The sequence below is a fragment of the Eubacterium sp. CAG:161 genome (assembly GCF_000432355.1).
GTDB lineage: Bacteria > Bacillota > Clostridia > Lachnospirales > Lachnospiraceae > Eubacterium_G > Eubacterium_G segne.
Genome location: NZ_HF991873.1, coordinates 22,588 through 42,429, shown reverse-complemented (window position 1 = coordinate 42,429; position 19,842 = coordinate 22,588). Strand labels below are relative to the sequence as shown.

21 protein-coding genes and 3 pseudogenes are annotated in these 19,842 nt (G+C 35.8%); 20 read left to right on the top strand and 4 right to left on the bottom strand.

What is annotated here, in order from left to right; all coding sequences use genetic code 11:
- The first annotated feature begins 30 nt into the window (after positions 1–30).
- From Q5O30_RS09300 to Q5O30_RS09270, 7 genes and pseudogenes are all read left to right on the top strand, one after another.
- On the top strand, positions 31–201 hold the full coding sequence (locus Q5O30_RS09300) for a hypothetical protein (protein WP_021953477.1): 171 nt from the start codon (positions 31–33) through the stop codon (positions 199–201).
- A gap of 73 nt (positions 202–274) precedes the next feature.
- Positions 275–1,261, top strand: coding sequence for a leucine-rich repeat domain-containing protein (locus Q5O30_RS09295; RefSeq protein WP_021953476.1), 987 nt, complete (start codon positions 275–277; stop codon positions 1,259–1,261).
- 143 nt (positions 1,262–1,404) lie between these two features.
- A pseudogene (locus tag Q5O30_RS09290) lies at positions 1,405–1,665 on the top strand (transposase); the annotation flags it as partial.
- A gap of 108 nt (positions 1,666–1,773) precedes the next feature.
- On the top strand, positions 1,774–3,417 hold the full coding sequence (locus Q5O30_RS09285; protein ID WP_118589495.1) for a histidine kinase N-terminal 7TM domain-containing protein: 1,644 nt from the start codon (positions 1,774–1,776) through the stop codon (positions 3,415–3,417).
- Positions 3,417–4,658 carry a hypothetical protein gene (locus tag Q5O30_RS09280; RefSeq protein ID WP_021953473.1) on the top strand — a complete coding sequence of 414 codons (1,242 nt, stop codon included), beginning with the start codon at positions 3,417–3,419 and terminating at the stop codon, positions 4,656–4,658. The genes Q5O30_RS09285 and Q5O30_RS09280 overlap by 1 nt, the downstream gene beginning before the upstream one ends.
- Positions 4,655–5,293: a response regulator transcription factor gene (locus Q5O30_RS09275; protein ID WP_021953472.1), complete on the top strand. Its 639-nt coding sequence runs from the start codon at positions 4,655–4,657 to the stop codon at positions 5,291–5,293. The genes Q5O30_RS09280 and Q5O30_RS09275 overlap by 4 nt, the downstream gene beginning before the upstream one ends.
- Positions 5,294–5,729: 436 nt before the next feature.
- Positions 5,730–7,220 (top strand): fibronectin type III domain-containing protein, encoded by a 1,491-nt coding sequence (locus Q5O30_RS09270; RefSeq protein WP_302674677.1) that lies wholly within the window; start codon positions 5,730–5,732, stop codon positions 7,218–7,220.
- A gap of 296 nt (positions 7,221–7,516) precedes the next feature.
- On the opposite strand, the gene Q5O30_RS09265 is transcribed toward Q5O30_RS09270, so the two are convergent.
- Entirely contained in the window at positions 7,517–7,954 is a 438-nt protein-coding gene (locus Q5O30_RS09265) for an ACT domain protein (RefSeq protein WP_021953470.1), read from the bottom strand.
- Between the two features lie 12 nt (positions 7,955–7,966).
- Positions 7,967–8,425, bottom strand: a pseudogene (locus tag Q5O30_RS09260) (phenylacetate--CoA ligase family protein); the annotation flags it as partial.
- A 194-nt stretch (positions 8,426–8,619) separates the two neighbouring features.
- Between Q5O30_RS09260 and Q5O30_RS09255 the strand changes: the two are divergent.
- The 9 genes from Q5O30_RS09255 to Q5O30_RS09215 all read left to right on the top strand — a co-directional run bounded on the left by Q5O30_RS09255 (position 8,620) and on the right by Q5O30_RS09215 (position 14,289).
- Complete coding sequence (locus tag Q5O30_RS09255) at positions 8,620–9,648, top strand: hypothetical protein (RefSeq protein WP_021953468.1); 1,029 nt, start codon at positions 8,620–8,622, stop codon at positions 9,646–9,648.
- Positions 9,649–9,679: 31 nt separating this feature from the next.
- Positions 9,680–9,871, top strand: a complete 192-nt coding sequence (locus Q5O30_RS09250; protein WP_021953467.1) for a DUF6462 family protein — start codon at positions 9,680–9,682, stop codon at positions 9,869–9,871.
- A gap of 75 nt (positions 9,872–9,946) precedes the next feature.
- Positions 9,947–10,120 carry a ribbon-helix-helix protein, CopG family gene (locus Q5O30_RS09245; protein WP_118589494.1) on the top strand — a complete coding sequence of 58 codons (174 nt, stop codon included), beginning with the start codon at positions 9,947–9,949 and terminating at the stop codon, positions 10,118–10,120.
- 137 nt (positions 10,121–10,257) lie between these two features.
- Positions 10,258–10,653, top strand: coding sequence for an integrase DNA-binding domain-containing protein (locus Q5O30_RS09240; RefSeq protein ID WP_021953466.1), 396 nt, complete (start codon positions 10,258–10,260; stop codon positions 10,651–10,653).
- Positions 10,654–10,990: 337 nt separating this feature from the next.
- Entirely contained in the window at positions 10,991–11,386 is a 396-nt protein-coding gene (locus Q5O30_RS09235) for a hypothetical protein (protein WP_021953465.1), read from the top strand.
- Positions 11,387–11,400: 14 nt separating this feature from the next.
- Positions 11,401–11,976 carry a VanZ family protein gene (locus Q5O30_RS09230; protein ID WP_021953464.1) on the top strand — a complete coding sequence of 192 codons (576 nt, stop codon included), beginning with the start codon at positions 11,401–11,403 and terminating at the stop codon, positions 11,974–11,976.
- 174 nt (positions 11,977–12,150) lie between these two features.
- On the top strand, positions 12,151–12,546 hold the full coding sequence (locus Q5O30_RS09225; protein WP_147365663.1) for a hypothetical protein: 396 nt from the start codon (positions 12,151–12,153) through the stop codon (positions 12,544–12,546).
- A complete protein-coding gene (locus Q5O30_RS09220; RefSeq protein WP_021953462.1) occupies positions 12,503–13,597 on the top strand; it encodes an ABC transporter permease in 1,095 nt (364 codons plus the stop codon). Before Q5O30_RS09225 ends, Q5O30_RS09220 begins: the two co-directional genes overlap by 44 nt.
- 20 nt (positions 13,598–13,617) lie before the next feature.
- Positions 13,618–14,289: an ATP-binding cassette domain-containing protein gene (locus Q5O30_RS09215; RefSeq protein ID WP_021953461.1), complete on the top strand. Its 672-nt coding sequence runs from the start codon at positions 13,618–13,620 to the stop codon at positions 14,287–14,289.
- A 5-nt stretch (positions 14,290–14,294) separates the two neighbouring features.
- On the opposite strand, the gene Q5O30_RS09210 is transcribed toward Q5O30_RS09215, so the two are convergent.
- Entirely contained in the window at positions 14,295–15,632 is a 1,338-nt protein-coding gene (locus Q5O30_RS09210; protein ID WP_021953460.1) for an MATE family efflux transporter, read from the bottom strand.
- A 212-nt stretch (positions 15,633–15,844) separates the two neighbouring features.
- On the opposite strand from Q5O30_RS09210, the gene Q5O30_RS09205 reads away from it, so the two are divergent.
- From Q5O30_RS09205 to Q5O30_RS09195, 3 genes are all read left to right on the top strand, one after another.
- Positions 15,845–16,441 (top strand): histidine phosphatase family protein, encoded by a 597-nt coding sequence (locus Q5O30_RS09205; protein WP_021953459.1) that lies wholly within the window; start codon positions 15,845–15,847, stop codon positions 16,439–16,441.
- A gap of 126 nt (positions 16,442–16,567) precedes the next feature.
- Complete coding sequence (locus tag Q5O30_RS09200; RefSeq protein ID WP_021953458.1) at positions 16,568–18,004, top strand: hypothetical protein; 1,437 nt, start codon at positions 16,568–16,570, stop codon at positions 18,002–18,004.
- A 168-nt stretch (positions 18,005–18,172) separates the two neighbouring features.
- Positions 18,173–18,304 (top strand): hypothetical protein, encoded by a 132-nt coding sequence (locus Q5O30_RS09195; RefSeq protein WP_021953457.1) that lies wholly within the window; start codon positions 18,173–18,175, stop codon positions 18,302–18,304.
- A 57-nt stretch (positions 18,305–18,361) separates the two neighbouring features.
- Here the strand turns inward: Q5O30_RS09195 and Q5O30_RS09190 are convergent, their stop codons facing one another.
- The gene (locus tag Q5O30_RS09190; RefSeq protein ID WP_021953456.1) at positions 18,362–18,637 is read right to left on the bottom strand and encodes a hypothetical protein; all 276 of its coding nucleotides are present in this window, start codon (positions 18,635–18,637) and stop codon (positions 18,362–18,364) included.
- Positions 18,638–18,854: 217 nt separating this feature from the next.
- Between Q5O30_RS09190 and Q5O30_RS09185 the strand changes: the two are divergent.
- Positions 18,855–19,842, top strand: a pseudogene (locus Q5O30_RS09185) (DHH family phosphoesterase); the annotation flags it as partial.

Here is a 19,842-nt window from a genome sequence, read left to right as displayed (position 1 = left end):
TCGGTACAAAATGCACAGCAGAATGTGATTATGCAACCGAGAAAATCATATGCAGATGTAGCAGCCGATTTTGGAGAAACAACAATTTTAGGTGGTGGAGCAGACTTTGGTGGAACAACAGTGTTGTCAGAGCAGGAAACTCCTATAAAACCAACACATATAATACCTTATTTAATTAGACTTAAAAATATTGAGTTATAAGCAAAAAAATGTTATAGCCATTAAGAGACATAGCAGAATTATATTATCAAAGGAAGGTATAAAGGAGTTTTTTATGAAAAAATCAAAAGAATATGTAGGGATTGTGCTTACATTCATAGTAACATTGATGTTAGTGGGAATGATTTCAGGAACAGTGAAAGCGGAAAATATTAGAAGTGGGGAGTATGAGTATTCTTTAAGTAGTGGAGATGCAACTATTGAAAAATACTTAGGCAGCGCAACAGATGTTATAATACCGTCAACATTAGATGGTTATGAAGTAAAAGGGATAGATTATGATGCTTTTTTGAACTCGAAAATTAGCAAAGTTACAATACCGGAAGGGATAACACGTATAAGTTTTGAAGCGTTTAAAAACTGCGAGTCATTAAGTACAGTTAATTTTAATGCCGTAAACTGCGAAGGAACGGTGAGCCCGGTTTTTGCAGGATGTAAGAACTTAAAGACAATTAACATAGGTTCAAAAGTAACCTTGATAGGTTCATATATGTTTGCCAATGTGCCGGCAGAAAACATAGTATTGCCAACATCAGTAAAAGAAATTGACTATGATGCATTTGCAAATTCAGAACTAAAAAGTATTACCATACCGGAGAATGTTCAGAATATATCATTTGAAGTTTTTAAAGGCTGTAAAAATTTTAAGGACATATATTATGGAGGCTCAAAGCAGGGCTGGCTAAAAATTAGAATAAGTGACAATAATAAGGAACTTAAAAATGCCACAATCCATTTTGCTAAGATACAGGTTCAGCCATCAAAGGTTTTGAAAGCTAACAAGAAGAAAAAAGCAAAAAAGGTAAAGATTAAAATTTTAAAAGTAGCTTCATCATATGGTTACAGAGTTCAGGTTTCAACAACTAAAAATTTCAAAAAGAAAATTCTGGACAAGAAAGTTAAGAAGTGCAGTTTCACGCTTTCAAACTCTAAGTTGAAGAAAAAGAAAAAATTATATGTGCGAGTACAGAATTCTCAGTTATATAATGGAAAGGTTTTAAATTCTAGTTGGTCTAAAGCTTATAAAGTTAAAATTAAATAAAAGTTAATAGTGAAAAAAGCAAAAAAGCGCATTTCTGCTCAAGAAAGTAGAGGGGCTTTTTGTGAAAGTTTTTCTGTAAATTTAATATTTAAATATAATTAATAGGCCTTCTATGATAAAATTTATTATAGGATGCCTTAATTATGGCAAGAGAAAGAAAAAAAGTACACAAGGTACAAATGACCGATGGCAAACGTGCCATCATCCACCAGCTATTGGATGAATATGACATCCAGACAGCTGAAGACATCCAGGATGCATTAAAAGATCTTCTTGGAGGTACAATCAAGGAAATGATGGAAGCTGAAATGGATGACCATTTGGGGTATTCAAAATCACAACGTTCAGAATCCGATGATTATCGAAACGGTTACAAGTCGAAGCGTGTCAACAGTAGTTATGGCGATGGTATAAAATGCGTTATCATATGGTCGAAACTGTGCAAATATAGTAAGATAGAAGTGATAGAAAATATAGAATAATACAGTAAAGGAATACATTTGAATACGCTAATGAAAAAGAAAAACGAATCCAGAGAACAGTTGAATATCCAGCTCTTTTTGCTATGTATGCTCGCGGCATTGCTCTGTCGCAGATTAGGAAAAATAAGTTCGCTCCGCATTATATGTGGTATGCTGCGGACAATGATCTACGTTGGAGTATATATCGGATGGGGCATCAGTATTTATAAAAGAGTTATTCAGAAATCGGTGCGGAATGTATTGATTTTTATAGCAGAATTGATCATATTCTGGTTTGTTGTGCGCACGACAAAATATTTTTTCACAATGGATAACCAGATCGCGCGTTACTTGTGGTACAGCTATTACATACCGATGTTGTTCATTCCTGTAGCAGTATTGCAGGCAGCATTCTTTCTCGGAAAGTCGGAAGAATATCGGTTGCCTAAATGGTTAAAAGGAGTATATATTCCAACAGCTGTCTTAGTTCTGCTTGTGCTGTCCAATGATTTGCACCAGCTTGTATTTTCTTTTCCGGTAGGGTCTGCGTGGTCAGATAGTCATTACACATACGGATGGGGCTATTATGTGGTGTTGGTTTGGGAAGTAGTCTGCGCTCTAACTGCTTTTGTTCTGATGATTTACAAGTGCAGGCATTCACAGAAAAAGAAATACCTTCCCCTTTTTGGGATCGGCGCTGCAGTTCTCTATGCAGTGCTCTTCATAAGCGGTGTGGCGTGGGTACAGGAAATTGGCGGAGACATTACCGCTGTCTTATGTCTGTTTTTCGTTGGAATACTGGAAAGCTGTGTGCGCTGCGGATTGATCCAGACAAATACTGGGTACGATCAACTGTTTGAAGTCTGTACATTGGGTGCTCAGATTACGGATCAGAATTACAACGTTTGTTATGCGTCTGCGAATGCAATGCCATTATCGAAAAAGACGATGAAGGATGCGGTGGAGAAGGATGTGGTGATCGATAAAAAGACGCGGATCCAGAATCGAACAATTCGTGGCGGTCATGTTCTCTGGCAGGAAGATATGGAAGACATTATTAAGCTTCTTGAGAGAATGGAAGAAAATAGAAAGACGATCGAAGAAAGTAACTGTATCGAGCAGGAAAATTATCAGACGAAGGCAGCCATCAATATGCTGCGTGAGAAAAACCGCTTATTCGACAAACTGCAGACACAGACTGCCAAACAGATCAATCTTTTAAATGAATTGCTCAATCGTTACGAAGAGGAAGAAGAGCTGGAGAAAAGCCGTATCCTTTTAGTGAAAATCAGCCTCATTGGAACATATATAAAAAGACGCGGAAATCTAGAGTTTATCGAAGAAAGATCAAAAGTATCAGACGTCGTCGAGCTGGAAGCCTGTATAGAGGAATCCTTTTCCAGTTTACGATTGTTAGATATTGACTGCGCATGCTCATTCCCGGAAGGGGAGAAAATCTATGTAAGAGATGCTGTTGTTATGTATCAATTTTTTGAAAATGTAGTGGAAAAATGTGTAGACAGCTGCGCTTCGGTGTGGATAAAGCTCCGCAGTCAGAGTGAAGATATTCTATTCTGTATGGAGATCGAAAGCGAGACCGATCTTGCCTGTTTTTCAGAAATGGCACAGTCCTGCACATGCGAAGATGGCATATGGCGATTTGTATTTACAGTGGAAAAGGCAGGTGAATCGTAATGCAGACATTTTTGATGCTGGCAATATTATTAAGTCTCGTGGCGAGTTTGATCTTGCTTCTTGTTTTCCACGATATGAAGATCGACAATCGAAAGTGGCATATGAATATCGCAATCTTCGTATTTTTGTTTCTTCTTGTAAATGCATTGGCCTATTCTTACGAGGCAGAGCGAGGAAAACCAGCTTATTTTCAAATGCCGGATGTCTCACTGTGGATTTGGTGGTGCATCGTCGGTGTGATCGATGGATTGCTTATCTGGGAAGGATTTTGGCTGCATCGTACAAGAAAAGAAAAAATCCGACAGAATTCTATTAAAGAGGCGATGAATGTATTGCCCATTGGAATCTGTTATTTTACAGAAGATGGATATGTGAAACTTTGCAATGAACAGATGTATCGCCTATTTCAAACAATCGCTCACAGAGATTTGCAAAAGCAAGAGGAATTAAAAGAGGCACTGTGCCTGTGTGAGCGTTATGGCGTGAGCCGGATTAACAACAAAGAAATCTACCTTTTTCCTGACGGGAAGGCATGGAGCTATCGGGAAAATGAAGTGACAGACCGGAAAGGAAAGGCTTATACAGAAGCTATTTTCCTGGATATTACAAAAAAATATGAAGAAAAAATAAATCTGACAAAGCAGACCGAACAGTTAAAAGAAATAGCAAAAGAACTCCGCTATCTGTCGGATAATGTGTTAATCTTGACACGTGAACGAGAAGTACTTGCGGCAAAGACAAAGCTTCACGATCAGATGGGAGCCGGACTGACTGCGATCCGACAGAGTCTGACACAGGAGAATGCAGATGATAAAGAGGCGGTGCGCTTATTTCGCCACGCCGTAAATGCAATCTGGAACGACAACCAATATCCGCTGGAAGAAGGCGATTTTGAAAGATTTCTGCAGGATGCAAAGACACTTGGCGTAGAAGTGGTGTGTGTGGGAGATTTGTCGGAGTCAGAGGAACTGGCTAGTATCTGCATCCTTGCAATGCGCGAGTGCCTGACAAATGGCGTCTGCCATGCCGGTGCGACAGAGCTCTCCATCAAGATGCAAAATGAAAATCATCAATACAGCATTTGCATCACAAATAATGGAGCAGCGCCGGATAAAGAGATCGTTCCAAAAGGCGGATTGTATAATATTTCCCGACATGTATTTGACTATGGTGGAGAAATGCGAATACAGTCATTTCCGTACTTTGCGTTGACGATTACATTTCAAGAGGAGAGAGCATGAAACAGGTATTAATTGTAGAGGATCAGAGAATGCCCCGTGAAAATATGGAGAGGGTCATCTCAGAGAGCAATAATTATGAGTTTGCGGCAAGCGTAAATGGGGCGGATGTCGCCCTTGCTATATGTAGAAGACAGCGGATCGACCTTGTGTTGATGGACGTATGCACAGCCGGAAATAAAGATGGGATCGAAGCGGCAGCAGAAATAAAGGCAGAGTTTCCAAATATAAAAATCATTATCGTAACTTCCATGGTGGAAGTCGGATATTTGCAGCGGGCAAGAGAGGCGAAAGTAGACAGCTTCTGGTATAAGGATATTAGCCCTGAACGATTGATTGATGTGATCAATCGGACGATGGACGGGGAAAGTGTATTTCCAGATAAAACACCGAGCGTACAGCTTGGTCTCGCGGATAGTTCAGAATTTACCAATAAAGAGATAGAAGTGCTTCGCTTTGTGTGCGATGGGCTTGAGTACAGCGAGATCGCAGAGCGGATGAACATTTCCGTAAGGACGGTGAAATACCATGTCTCTAATATTTTGTCAAAAACCGGTTATGCCAATAAGACGCGGCTGGCAATCGCAGTGACAAATAAAAACTTTATCATTCCGAGTAGCCCGGAAAAAATTCAATAATATTCGCACTTTGTTCAGAAAATATTTGTTTACATATTGAAATTCTCAGTAAAATAACGAAAACCTGTCCTTGAGTACAGGGTAAAAAACGAATGCATTTGTTATACTTTAACTAGAAAAATCGTGTCGTTTTTAAAAGATATTCTGGAACTTATTAAAAGAAGATAAGAAGGAGGGACAAGTTATGAGGAAATTAAAGTCGAAACGAATAGGTAACTATTTACTGAAGGGATTGCTGCTATGCACCCTGGTTGTAGGTGGCTGGTTCACAACTGATATTGGAGTGAAAGCGGAATCTGTTACGCACTCAGTGGAATTTAAATCTGAAGGATCACAAATAGTACAATTTGAGAGAACAGATGGGCTTGAACAGCATATTGAAGTAACAAATAATACACAGAGGCCGATGAAAGTAACATTTTCGCACAATATTCCTATGCGGAATTACCATACGAAATTATGGATAGGCGGTCATGAAGTTGCCAGCCGTATGGCTACAGCAGTAAAGGATGCAAATGTACTTTATTTATATCCGTGTCAGTGGGTAGAAAAGGCCTGTGAAGTGGAATTTACAAGAAATGCAGCAGCTTATACGGATATTACTATCACCGCAGAATTCATTGATCAAAAAATCGGATTCAAAGAAGACGAGATTGGTCTTACAAAAGATACAGCATATGAGATTCCGTTATCCGGACATCCGTACAGTCTTTATGAAGGTCTGACAGGAACGGGAACAGATGAACGTTGGTACAAGTTTAATGTTGCAGACAAAGCAGTGATTGATCCAAGCTTCCACCTTGTTAACACAGAAAGAGCAACTTATTTCGGACAGAATCGTACGTTCATTCGTGTCTATGACTCTAATAATAATCAAATCTATAGCGAAGGATCCTCACAATACAATGGCAAAGAGGCGTGGGAGCCTGGAGCAAAGGTACTAACGCGTGGAATATATTATGTATGCATATCTACTAGCAAGGGTGCTTATTACCCGGCAATTTTTGATTTTAATCTGAATGGACATAACTATATTTCGGCTGAGAAGATTAAATGTTCTCATCAAGAAGTAAAGAAATCACAGTTAGGAAACATAAAAGTCGTTGCAGAGACGGTACCTGCAAATTCCGATGATAAAATCGTAGAAGTATACGATCATATTTCTGGAAAGACATGGAACTATAACAGCAACAAGGTTGCTCATGGCGAAGTTCCAATCTATAATATTAAAGCTGGTAGACAGAGTTGGCTTACCTTCAAAACAAAGAATGGAAAGACTTATACAACAAATCTTTATGTACCGGTAGAGAAATTAAAAAAACCTACAGTAGTGACTTATCATAATTATGCAAAAGTAACCGTAGGATCCACGAAGATGATGGGGACAAATGCTAGAATTCAGATTTACAAAGGTGGTAAGTGGACAACTGTAAAAACGGTGAAAGATTATAATTGTTATAAAGCAACTATAGTAAAGAATCTGAAGCCGTTGACAACTTATAAGTTCCGTACGCAGGCTTATGCGAATGGAGCAACCGGTACACCGTCTGACGTAGTGACATTGAAGACTGGTTCGGCAGTAAAACCGGCTGTGAAGTCTATTAAGATTGTACAGAAGAAAAAGGTGAAAGTAAGAGGCTGGACATCTCCAGGACACTGGAGTGGAGATTACTGGTACCCACCGATTTACCACAAACCGTACACATGGACAAAATATAAAGTAAAAGTAACATTGAAGAAGAAAGTTCCGAAGATCGGCGGTATGAGGATTGGTGATACATGGATAAAAGGCAATAAGAAAAGCTACACTGTATGGCTGCCAAAGGGAGCACAGACTGGTAAGAAGCTGAACATTTATATGAATACAGGATTAAATAAGAGCAATGGTCAGGGACCGCAGATTAAAAAAGTGATCAGAGCGAAGTAAAACTTCCGAAATAAAACAAATCCCTGGACGGAACAAATGTAAAAATAAAGTAAATACATAGTGAGAAAACGAAAAAACCGACGGTCTTGTGATCGTCGGGTTTAGCTTTCTTCAGGCGCATCTGTCGAAAAATTGTAGTTTAGAATTTTGTCAATGGAGCGGTTTGGAAAACTGGTAACCGTAGCAGTCGCCCTGTTCCTTTAGGTAGAGGGGCGCTTTTTGTATTGCTATAATGCTACGAAAAAAGAGCTAAATGGCATTTGCCGTTTAGCTCAATAATAATATCAACGTCTAAACTACATCTTAGTCAAATCTTCCTGGTCAACAGTTTTCATTCCGTTCTTAACCAATAATGAAGCGACTTTGTCTGTGTATTCGTCCTTAACACGGAATACCATAAGGGCATCGTCTGTGCCTCTTGCAAGGAAGGCATAAACATAATCAACGCTGTATCCGTTGGCAGCAATAACATTCATTGCCTTAGACATTGAACCCGGCTCGTCCGGAAGCTTTACGCCAATGACGTGTGCAAGATTACATACCCAATTATGGTCTCTTAATAAAGTAAGAGTGTTAAAAGAATCGTCTACAATAATACGAATAATACCAAAATCGCTTGAATCAGCAATCTGGAATGCTCGCATGTCTATTTTGTGTTCAGCCAGAAAATTGGTAAAGTTTGCAATGTTACCCGGCTTGTTTTCAACGAACACTGAAATCTGATGAATATACATATAAAAACCTCCTTAAATTTTACGTTTATCTATAACACGGACAGCTTTTCCTTCTGAACGTGTAATTGACTTTGGTTCAACCAATTTAACTTTAGCATAAATGCCAAGCATGCTCTTAAGAGCAGCAACAATTTCTTTCTCCTTGGATTCAATTGAGCTAACTGTATCAGAAAACATTTCAGGTGTCATCTCAACTAAAACTTCCATTGTGTCGCTGTTATTTACACGGTCAACAATAAGCTGGTAGTTAGCAGGCATACCCTGTTTAATAAGAACTTCTTCAACCTGTGAAGGATAAACATTAACACCCTTGATAATAAGCATGTCATCTGAACGTCCCATAAGTCTGTGAATACGTGCGTGAGTTCTGCCACATTTACATTTCTCTCTTGTGATATATGTAATGTCCTTTGTACGATATCTGATAATAGGAAAAGCTTCCTTAGCAAAACTGGTAAATACTACCGTGCCATGCACAAACAAATAAAATCATTAATAAAATCCCCATAAATGAAGGGTTTTAAGGTTCAAAATTCCTGTTCGCACCAAATGAACAAATCGAACAAAATAAGCTTTGTACTCTCCTACTTTTAGGGGTGAGCATTGAAATTTGAATAAACGAAGTAATGTGTTAGTTTATATGTAAGGAAAGGAGTTGATAAAAATTGCAACAGGAAAACATAAAGAATGTGCAGAGAAATGCCTTTCAACTTACAATCAATAACCCTGTTGAATATGGTTATACTCACGAAAAGATAAAAGAAACACTGATTATGAATTTTACCACTTTAAAGTATTTCTGTATGGCTGATGAAATCGGGGGACAGGGTACGTATCATACGCATATCTATGTTGTCTTTTCTTCTAGAGTTCGTTGGTCGAAAGTGAAGAAAAATTTTGATGAAGCACATATTGAAATTGCCAAAGGCTCTGCTCAATCTAATGTTGAATATATTAAGAAAACAGGAAAATGGGCAGAAACAAACAAGGCAGAAACAAGCGTTGAAGGTACTTTTGAGGAATGGGGAGAGATTCCCACACAAAGAGGTAAAAAAGCCGACATGGAAGAACTCTATGAGATGATAAAAAACGGATACTCAAACGCTGAAATTTTGGCTATAAATAATGATTATATCTTGAACATTGACAAACTGGATAAAGTCCGAACTATGCTGTTAACGGAAAAATACAAGAATGAAAGACGATTGGATTTAAAAGTGATATATATCTATGGTGCAACAGGCACTGGCAAAACCCGAGGGGTATTAGACGAACACGGCAATTCCAATGTGTACAGGGTCAGTGACTATTTACATCCTTTTGATGGTTATGGAACGCAGGAAGTAATTGCCTTCGACGAATTTAGGTCGGGTATAAAAATATCTGATATGCTCAACTACTGTGACATATATCCGATTGAACTTCCTGCAAGGTACAGCAATAAATTTGCCTGCTACAGCAGAGTTTACATAATATCTAATTGGAGTTTGGAAATGCAGTATTCAGAGGTACAAAAAAACAGTCCTGAATCTTGGCAGGCATTTCTACGCAGGATTCATGAAGTACACCACTATCATGCAGATGGAACGCTAGACGTATATGATTCTGTTGAAAAATATCTGCATAGGGATGAAGAGTTTCATGTCATATCAGATGAGGAACTGAAACAAATAAAAATTTACAGGCTACGATAATATTTAATATGATTGAAAGGAAGTGCTATTTATGCGAAAAGGCAGTTATTCAGATACAATAGAAAAATATGCAACAGTTCCACAGGCTTGTGATTATTACAAACTTGGAAGAAATACCCTTATGAATTTGCTTGACGGAACAGGAGCAATAAAGCGTTTTGGAAAATCCGTAAGAATCGATATTCCGACAGCAAGCAAAGTTTTAGATACATACATTGATTAAAATTCATAGTTGAATTTTTGCGTGACAAATATTACAATATAGGTGTGACAAAAATAGAAAGGAAGTGAAAAGATAGTGTCACAAAAAGTCGGCAGACCGAAAGCAAGTGCTGACGTAAAAAAGGATATAAGGTTTAGCGTCCGTTTAGATATTAAAACGGAACAGGCATTACAAGAGTATTGCAAGAAAAACAATATAACCAAAGGCGAAGCCATACGACAGGGAATAAACTTGTTATTAGGTAAATAAAAAAGTTAGTCACTCCCCGACCAAAGCGAATGACTAACCCATTGACTTAGTACAAAATAAGAATACTCTGCACTACGAAATAATCTTATCATAGTGTGAGTATTCTTTCAAACTAATTTCAGAAAGGATATAAAACTATGGCAAGAAAAAAGCGAGTAGATTCAAAGGGCAGAGTTTTAAAAGTAGGAGAAAGCCAAAGAAAAGACGGTCTGTATATGTATCGCTTTACGGATGATACAGGCGAGCGACAGACAATATATGCAAATAATATAATTGAATTAAGAGAGCAGGAGCAGGAAATACAAAAGGCGGAAAAAGAAAACAGAGAAGCAATAGAAATGCCAGAGTTTTCTGCACATATAATGCGACATACATTTTGTACAAGATTATGTGAAAATGATTTAAACGTGAAAACAACCCAATCCATAATGGGGCATGCTGATATTAAAACGACAATGAATATCTATACGCATGTTACCGAAGAAAAGAAACAACAGGAGTTGAGCAAATTAAATAATATAAAAATCTCATAATTTGGGAGATACAAACCTAGTTTTCTACTACACCAATTACTACACCAATCGAAAGACATATCACGAACAATGATAAAAACAAGAATAGAGAAATCCCATTAAAACAAAGGGAGTGCAGACAGTAATAATATTTATAAAGGCTACTATAAAATATGAAGTGGGAATAAAAATATAGTTAAAAATCGAATTGATATAGAATAAAATGTTAATTTTAATATTTGCAAAAAAGATGAAAAAGTAAAAAATATTTGACTTCATATAAAAATAAATGTAAAATGGGAGGAATGTTTACATTGGAAAAATGTAGAAAAAATTGAAAGGAATGGAGGTTATCTATATGAAACATCATTTAAAACAAGTGTTGGCAATTCTGATTATAACAGTTTTGTCAACAACGGTTGTGTTTGCGGATACAAAGATTCGTAAAACAACATACTCTATGAGTGCGGGGGTTTATAGTAAGTCAATGAACATAAAAAAGAAAGGCAAATTAAAGGTAGGTATGCAACCTAATTGTGTCAGAAGTTATGATTGTCCAATTGATATTTATGTTGAACAAAAACGTTGGTATGGTTGGGGGGGCGCTGACATTTCGTCCAAGAGTGTTAATAGTCACGAGTTTAAAACAGTAACATTTACGACAAAAGAAAAGGCTACCTACAGGGTATATTTGTCATCTCCGTATAGATATCATGTGGAGGGAACAGTTACATTTACATGGGATGCTCCATAGGCATGGAGGTCTAAATGATAGTAATTGATTTACATTTAGAAATTTTTGCCCTATTATATATATTAATACTGTGTATTACATTATTAATATATAAACTGAAAAAGAAAAACAAGTATAACATATATGGTTTGATTTTGTTTGAATTATATATTTTATGTTTAGTTAAGGTTGTATACACACCAGTTAGAATCGTGTTTAATAGGGCAATGAGTGATGATATGGTGGAAAAGATGAAAATGAATTACGCAAATTTCGTACCATTTAGGACCATTACGGGAGTCGGAAGCGTGCATAATTTTGCTGTACAGGTGGGAGGAAACATTCTCTTATTGATGCCTTTAGTATTTTTTTTGTATTATGTTTTTTTTATAAAATCTTACAGAAAATGCATTGTTTATTGCTTTATGGCTATTGTTTTTATAGAAATAACACAGTATATTATAGATATAATCACAAAATTTCCTAATAAAGTATGTGATGTGGATGATGTTATTTTGAATTTTATAGGAATAATATTATCGATATTGATTATTCATCTGTTAAATAATACAAAAATAGAGAAAGGTATTGCAAAATTTTTTGATAAATAATGAGGCTATTTATAGCCTCATTATTTATATATCAACATTATGGTTAAAATTTTTTTTAAAACATTAATAAAAAATAATATATTATTTAGAACATTACTGACATTTCAACTAATATGCATTTTTTGTATATATTTTATTTCCTGTTATTATTGGGGAGAATATACAATAGAAAATGTGATAAATATAAATATTCAAATTGTACTGATTCTTTTTGCAGTAGGCTATCTGATATTTTTTGGGGAATATACAGGAAGAAATTGTAATTTATTTAAAATATTTTACAAATATGGTGCAGGAAAGAAAAAAATTATATTATGCTATTACATTTTTGAATTGATGTTTTTTCTGTTAGCTTATTTAGGAACGGCTGTTGGAATATTGCTGATTTCCAGAGGGTGGTTCATATCAATTAGTCAGGTTATTAAATTTGTGATTTATGAGTTGCCTGTTTTTTGGGGGATTTATTCACTGGCATTTGGTTTGGTAATAAGTGTGTTTGGGGCAGTAGAAATTAAGGAGAAAAAAAGTGACACTTTTTTTAAAAACATTACAGGTAAACGGAAAATATAAAATTCTGTTTATAATACAGATAATAATATTTGTGCTATTTATCAAGGGAGAAGTATTTGATCTTTGGGAACAAAAAAATATAAATGAAAGCATACGCTATGATAGTGATATGTACTATATATCAAACTGTGTTAATGAATCACAGGATGTAAATACATTGACAAAGAAATGCAGGGATATTCAGGGTAGGTACGGAATTGAGGTAGGTTATGAATTACAGGGAAATGCACAGCTAAATGGGGAGTATGTAACTGTGATATATGTTAATGATACCATGGAAAAAATCCGGTATAAGCTGAAATATGGAATGTGGTTTGAAGGGAAAAAGAAACAGCAGTTTATTTTAGGCTATGATTGGAATCGCAAATATAAAATAGGAGATATAATAAAAATAACATTAAGTACAGGCACACAGGTTAAAGGCAAGGTGAGTGGAATATTAAAAAAGGATTTTGTATTTGCAAAACTTAATTCAGGTGGAAAACAAATGGACTATCAGCTGATGTTAGAGAAAATGGATAATAATTGCCTTATTACAAATAGTAAAGAGATGGCTAAAAGTATTACGGGAAAGGTTTCAATTATATCTTTAATTGCAAAGGGAAATGAACAGGATATAAGGAAAGCCTTTTCAAATTATGATATAACATCCTTTGAAGAGGTGAAAAGGAACTCAAGCAATGAAATGAGAGAAAAACTTAGTACATCAGGCATATACATATTAATGTTTGGGGTATTAATCATTAATAGCTTTGTTCTAATATCGGCAATGATTTATAACTTAAATCTGGAAATATATAAAGTGTTTTATGCATTGGGAATGTCTAAGAAAAAAATATTTGCATTATGTATGTTAGATATGCTTTTACAGTGCATAGTTGCCTTTGGAATAGTTTTTATAATAGAGATTTTGTGCAACAGTAGAAATAATGGAGAAGTTCAAAAAATACTATACAGTGAAAGCAGCTATATAATAATTGGCTCATTGTTTGCAATAATTATGGGACTACAGGGAATTTATACCATGTTAATGTTGCATAAAATAAAGTAGATTTTATTAAGGAAAAGAAAATGAAGATTGAAATACACAATATGTATAAAAAATATCAGGTGGATTATTTTAGGAGTAAACAAATTTTTAGTGATTATTCTCTGAAATTGGATAGTGAGAAGATTAACTTTATTGTAGGTGATTCCGGAACAGGAAAGACAACGTTATTGAATATAATCGGACTTGTGGAAAAAATGGACAGGGGAGTTTATTATTTTGACGGAAGTCCCATTAAATATAAAAATAAAAAAGAAATATTAAAATATAGAAATTCCAGAATAGGATATGTACATCAGGAAGCTATGTTAATATCTAAGCTATCTGTATTAGACAATGTGTTATTGCCCATATATATTGGTGGAAAGGTGAATGGCAACGCCTATACCAAGGCTTTCGGACTACTGGAAAGACTGGGAATTGGCAACTTAAAAAATGTTATTGTGGAAAAATTGTCTGGTGGAGAAAAGCAAAGAGTTGAAATGGCAAGGGCACTTATAAATAATCCGGATGTTATTATTGCAGATGAACCAACGGCTTCATTAGATGCTGATAATGCCCGGATAATCATGAGAGAATTAAGGCAGATAAAGACAGAAAACAATTCAATGGTGGTTGTGGCAACTCATGATAATAGAATATTGTCACCTAAGGACAATATTCTATCACTAGAAAGCGATGTGAATATACGTTAACCACCTCACTTAACTGCCCCGCATCCGCTTTTTTTGTGGATAACATAGGCGAACAAGGCGGTAATAAGTTCTGTGACACCGAAACTTGCCCAAACTCCGTAAGTACCATAGAAGTGATTTAATATGAAAGCAAGTCCTAACATAACTACAATGTATCTCAACATTGAAATAACAAGGGAAGAAAATCCCTTTCCCAAAGCTTCTAAGGAACCGGATACCGTGATAGACAGGGAAGAAACAATAAATCCTGCACTAATAAAGCGAAGAGCGGTACAACCGATTTCAATGGTGGCTTCATTGTCGGAGAATAGTCCAATAAGATACTGAGGAATCCACAGGCAAAGGACGGTTCCAAGAGCCATAACGGCAATGATTATGCTAAGAGCTGTTTTAAAAATCTTTTGGACACGTACCTTTTCACCGGCACCATAATTATAGGATATGAGAGGGCGCATTCCCTGCACCACACCATTTGCCGTAAGGTACAAAAACGTCTGAAGCTTGTAGTAGGCACCTAAAACTAAAACATAACTGCCTGAGTAGACTGCAAGAATCCTGTTAAGAACAGATACCTGAAGTGAAGGCAGAGCCAAGTTAAGAGTTGCCGGAAATCCCACAACATATAATCTTTTTAATAATGTTAAATCAAATCCCATATCAGAAATTCTGATTTTAACAGGCATAGGTCTTAAAAAATAAACCAAAACATATCCTAAAAGGGTGGCAATCTGACCTATTACAGTGGCAATAGCCGCACCTTCAATCCCGAGTTTTGGGAAAAATCCAATTCCAAATATAAAAAATGGATCCAAAATAATATTAGCAACACACCCAATCATCATGCATACCATTGAAACCTTCATACGCCCAACAGCCTGAAAAATTTTTTCAAAGCTAATAGACACGGATATAGGTACGGAAAAAGCAAAAACAATGTGGGAATAAGTAAGTCCCTGAGAAATTACTCCTGCATCTTCCGTAAAAAGCCCAAGATAGCCGGGCATTATGGAAATACAGATAATAGTTAAAAGTATTCCGTGAATAAAATTGCACAGCATTCCAAGAGATGTGGCACGGTTAGCCATATGCTTATCATCAGCCCCAAGAAAAAAAGCCACCATGGCATTAATTCCAATACCAAAGCCAACAGTTACTGCGGTCACTATGTTTTGTATAGGATAAACCAGTGACAAAGCAGTCATTGCGCTTTCGCTGATACTGGCAACAAAATAACTGTCTACTATATTATATAAGGCATTTACCAGCATAGATATAGTCATAGGCAAAGCCATGGATAAAACCAGTGGAAAAATCGGCTTTTCCTTCATAAAAGTCTGATTCATTATAATTCTCCTTTTTTGACAATATAAAAGCCACACAACTTGTATTAAGCTGTGTGGCGAAAATAAAACCTAAGTCTTAAAAAAATCCACTCCATAACAATGGTTTTAAATGATTATAAGTAAAAAATAGGATATTGTCAATAAACACGGTTTGAAGTAAAAAGATCATAGTGCTATAATTCATAAGGCAAAAGCATTTAAAGGAGAAATAAATGGAAATATATATTGTAAGACATGGTGAAACCCTTTGGAATAAATCAAAACGTCTTCAGGGAAACAGGAATATTGATTTAAGTGAAGTAGGACGAAATGAGGCAAGAGAAAGGGGAAAACAGCTTGAAAATGTGGATTTTGATGTAATTTACAGTTCACCTCTTAACCGTGCATACGAAACAGCATGCATTATTAAGGGAGAGCGTAATATACCTATTATAAAGGATGATAGATTAAGGGAAATTAATTTCGGAATAAATGAAGGAATGCAGGCAGACCAGCTAAAAAAGGACAAAAGCAACTCTTTTTGTAAGTTTTTTGATGATCCGGGGCATTACATTCCACCTGAAAACGGGGAATCCTTTGAGGAAGTGTGTCATAGAACAAAGGAGTTTATGAAACAGGTTATTGAGCCACAAAGAAACAAGCTAAACAGAGTGCTGATTGCAGGACATGGGGCAATGAATAAAGGCATTATGTGCTACGTGTTAAATCACGGCATTGATGAATATTGGTCAGGGGGGCTACAGAAAAACTGTGGGGTAATTATGCTAAATTTGGATGATAATGGATATAAACAAATAGGGGAGATATAAAATTGTTAAAATTCTATGAAATATAGGGTAAATTACTGGTGGTATTTGTCACCGGTGATATAATGATAATGTTGAATAGAAAGACTAACAAAAGCCTTGAAATTTATTTGAAAGGATGGACGGAAAATGCGAGCAAAAGCGTTAATTTTAGGTATGGTTTTAACATTGTGTGTATCTGCTGATACACCGGCAGCTGATTTAAGAGCAATAAATATACAAAATAATATTGAAACCATAGGAAATAATATCAGCGTATTAAATAAAGATTTAAATGTTACAAAGCTTCAAAAGAAGACGGTTAAGAAAAAGAATAAAAAGAAAACCAAATTATCTGAAATTGATAAATATAAAAAGAAAATATTTGATATGGGTGTAGTTGATTTAAGTGACAACGACGATGAGTGTGCCAAAATCTACAAAACAAAAGATAAAAAGTCAAAAGTTATCGGTTATCTGCCGGATAAAGGAATAATGAAGGTTGTTGAGCAGGACGGTAAGAAATATAAAATAAAGTCAGGAAAAATTACCGGATATGTGTCTGTTAAAGATGTTGTGGTAGACAGCGATGTGGAGACGGTTTTATTAGATGACAATTTAATAGAGGCGAAATTTACAAAAGATGTGGCGTTAAAAAGTGAAGCTAAAGGAAAAGATGTGGCTGTAGGCATGGGATATTCAGGACGTTCATATCCGGTTATCGGATTTAGCAATAATAAAAAATATCTCAGGGTTCAAAGGACGGAATCCATAACAGGATGGGTGCCGGTTTCTTCCGTAGCCATTGATATTGTGGCAGAGTCGGCAATGACAAAGTCAGAATATGAAGATTATAAAGAAGAACAGGAGTTAGAGTATCAGGCTCAGCTTCAAAGTGTAATAAATGTAGGTTCTTTTAGCGGAAGTGATGAACTTACCAACAGCATTATTTCACTTTTGGCACAAAATGAGTCGGGAAACTATATGGCAGCCAGAAATGGTCTGACTCAGTTTAAAGGAGAAAAGACCATTACAGTAGGGGCATGGCAGTGGTATGGGGAAAGAGCCCATAATCTGCTTAAAAGAATATGTGCCACTAATGTAGAGGAGGCGAGAGATATAATTAACAACTCCTTTACCGGCTCTAAAAAGAAGCAAAAGGAAAAGGCTGATAAGTTATACTCGGATATTTTGTCAGGGGATAGCTGGGAAAATGGTGCCAGAAGCTTTAGTGAGGAAGAATTAGTGGCAGTGAAGGCACTTTTAGGCAGCAGTTTTGGCATAGAAGTACAAAAATCACAGGTTCAGTCAGATGTGGCAGTAAGAATAAATGTTGCCCGCAGTGAATATGGACTTACCAACAGCCGGTTAATTGCCTATTTCTGCGATTTGTTCTGGCAAAATCCTAAAAACGCAAGAGCCATAACTGATGAGTGTATAAAGCATTATGAGGGAAAGGCAAAATTTAATAATGCAAAGGATGCTTTAAAATATATGCATGAAACAGCAATGAAAAATAGTGTTATGGGACAGTTTACCCAAAGAAGAACGTTTACATATTCCTTTTGCAAAACAATGTCTAAGTAGGGAATAAATGTACAAAAAAGAAAACTAAATTTGTGCAAAACAACGAAAATAAAAAAGTTTTGTTCCGAAATGCTTTTTCACACGTTGGTATATATAGAGAGATTTATATATAGTGTACTATATATGCCAAAAAAGTTCTCTTAAGAAAAATAAGTGAGGTGTAAAGAGATGAAGGATATGATTTCAGAGGAATTACTTAAAGAAGCAATAGCAGTGTATATGCAGAAAAAAGGGGAAATAATTCTAAGGAAAATGGAAGAAAAAAATAACGGAAAAGACAAGACAAAAGTGGAAAGCTAAATATTTGATGTGAAAATTAGTTTTAGGATATGTTTAGTATTTACGGTGATGTAAGTACTAAACATCATCCTCTTCTATAACGTAAAAATCCAAATAATCAAAATCTATAGTTTCAACAAAACTGTCAGAATAAAACCTTGTGCGGGCGATACGTTTAAATTCATTAATATTTGTATCCAGCCAGATAGGATTGCTTAAATCAAATTCCTCACAAACCTGCTCCAGTGCCATAAACACTTTGTGAGTTCTTGTTTCGTTAGGAATATCCAGTTCTATTGTGGTGCTTTTAAGCATTTTGTTACTTTTAAAGGTTCTTGCCCAAACTCTAAACATAAATAATCTCCGTTCATAATCTTAATTTACAGCATTATTTTAAGACAAAAACATAAAAAAGTAAATTAGAAAAGGGATAAGTTGCACTTGCAAAACTATATGCTTTTATTATTTACGGAAAAATGGTATACTAAGAGGCATTAAGAGACGTAAAATATATTACAAATATCTTAAAAAATATTGTAAACTGCGTTAAACAGGCGTGATGGAGCGATATATGGATAAGGAAACCATGAAAGAGAAAAGAAAAGGATTACGACTGAAGGGTCAGATGAAGCAATACCTTAAGTGGCCGGCTTATTACAATGCATTTTGGTTAATTATTACTGTGGTAATGTTTGCAGTGGATATTAAAGCCGGAATTTTTATGGCATTAGCCGAGGGTGTATATTTAGTTTTAACGGTTATTGCATATTTAGGATTTAAACCTAATATAACGAAAATGCTGGTGGAATTTGGGGCTGATTACAGTCAGGTTCAAAGGCATATGCTTCGTGAAATGGAAATTCCCTATAGTCTTTTAGACATGGATGGAAAGATTTTATGGACTAATATTGAGATGGAAAATATTTTTAAGGGAAAAGATGTAAGAAGCAAATCTGCAATGGCACTTTTTGAAAGCTTTAAACCGGAATATTTAGAGTTTGACGAAAGTGGAAGAAATGAATTTGACGTGGAAATGGAACAGGGAGAATACAGAGTAGTTCTTAAGCTGTTTGATATGAGAAACAGTGAGGAAAGTCCTCTTGCGGCTTTGTCTGAAAGTAGCGGAACCCTTATTTCCATGTATATGTTTGATGAAACCCACGTAAGACAGCTGACTAAGGAAAACAGGGAAGAACGTTTAGTTACAGGACATATATATATTGATAATTACGACGAGGTGCTTCAAAGTATTGAGGCAACAAGAAGAACACTTTTGGTTGCTCTTATTGACAGAAAAATTAATAAATATTTTGCCCAGTATGACGGAATTGTGCGAAAACTGGAAAACGATAAGTATTTCGTTATTTTCAAGACAAAGTATATAAGTAAAATGCAGACAAATAAATTTTCAGTATTAGACGAGGTTAAGACGGTTAATATTGGAAACGGGCTTCCAATTACCATAAGTATTGGTATAGGTATGGGAAGCAGTACATTGGTTGAAAATTATGACCTGGCAGGAACTGCCATTGACATGGCATTAGGTCGTGGCGGCGACC

Coding starts and splice junctions, on each gene's coding strand:
- Q5O30_RS09300 (WP_021953477.1), top strand. CDS start 31: ATGCAACCGAGAAAATCATATGCAGATGTAGCAGCCGATTTTGGAGAA.
- Q5O30_RS09200 (WP_021953458.1), top strand. CDS start 16,568: ATGCGAGCAAAAGCGTTAATTTTAGGTATGGTTTTAACATTGTGTGTA.
- Q5O30_RS09275 (WP_021953472.1), top strand. CDS start 4,655: ATGAAACAGGTATTAATTGTAGAGGATCAGAGAATGCCCCGTGAAAAT.
- Q5O30_RS09195 (WP_021953457.1), top strand. CDS start 18,173: ATGAAGGATATGATTTCAGAGGAATTACTTAAAGAAGCAATAGCAGTG.
- Q5O30_RS09285 (WP_118589495.1), top strand. CDS start 1,774: ATGAAAAAGAAAAACGAATCCAGAGAACAGTTGAATATCCAGCTCTTT.
- Q5O30_RS09250 (WP_021953467.1), top strand. CDS start 9,680: ATGCGAAAAGGCAGTTATTCAGATACAATAGAAAAATATGCAACAGTT.
- Q5O30_RS09190 (WP_021953456.1), bottom strand. CDS start 18,637: ATGTTTAGAGTTTGGGCAAGAACCTTTAAAAGTAACAAAATGCTTAAA.
- Q5O30_RS09270 (WP_302674677.1), top strand. CDS start 5,730: ATGCGGAATTACCATACGAAATTATGGATAGGCGGTCATGAAGTTGCC.
- Q5O30_RS09240 (WP_021953466.1), top strand. CDS start 10,258: ATGGCAAGAAAAAAGCGAGTAGATTCAAAGGGCAGAGTTTTAAAAGTA.
- Q5O30_RS09280 (WP_021953473.1), top strand. CDS start 3,417: ATGCAGACATTTTTGATGCTGGCAATATTATTAAGTCTCGTGGCGAGT.
- Q5O30_RS09265 (WP_021953470.1), bottom strand. CDS start 7,954: ATGTATATTCATCAGATTTCAGTGTTCGTTGAAAACAAGCCGGGTAAC.
- Q5O30_RS09235 (WP_021953465.1), top strand. CDS start 10,991: ATGAAACATCATTTAAAACAAGTGTTGGCAATTCTGATTATAACAGTT.
- Q5O30_RS09295 (WP_021953476.1), top strand. CDS start 275: ATGAAAAAATCAAAAGAATATGTAGGGATTGTGCTTACATTCATAGTA.
- Q5O30_RS09210 (WP_021953460.1), bottom strand. CDS start 15,632: ATGAATCAGACTTTTATGAAGGAAAAGCCGATTTTTCCACTGGTTTTA.
- Q5O30_RS09215 (WP_021953461.1), top strand. CDS start 13,618: ATGAAGATTGAAATACACAATATGTATAAAAAATATCAGGTGGATTAT.
- Q5O30_RS09230 (WP_021953464.1), top strand. CDS start 11,401: ATGATAGTAATTGATTTACATTTAGAAATTTTTGCCCTATTATATATA.
- Q5O30_RS09205 (WP_021953459.1), top strand. CDS start 15,845: ATGGAAATATATATTGTAAGACATGGTGAAACCCTTTGGAATAAATCA.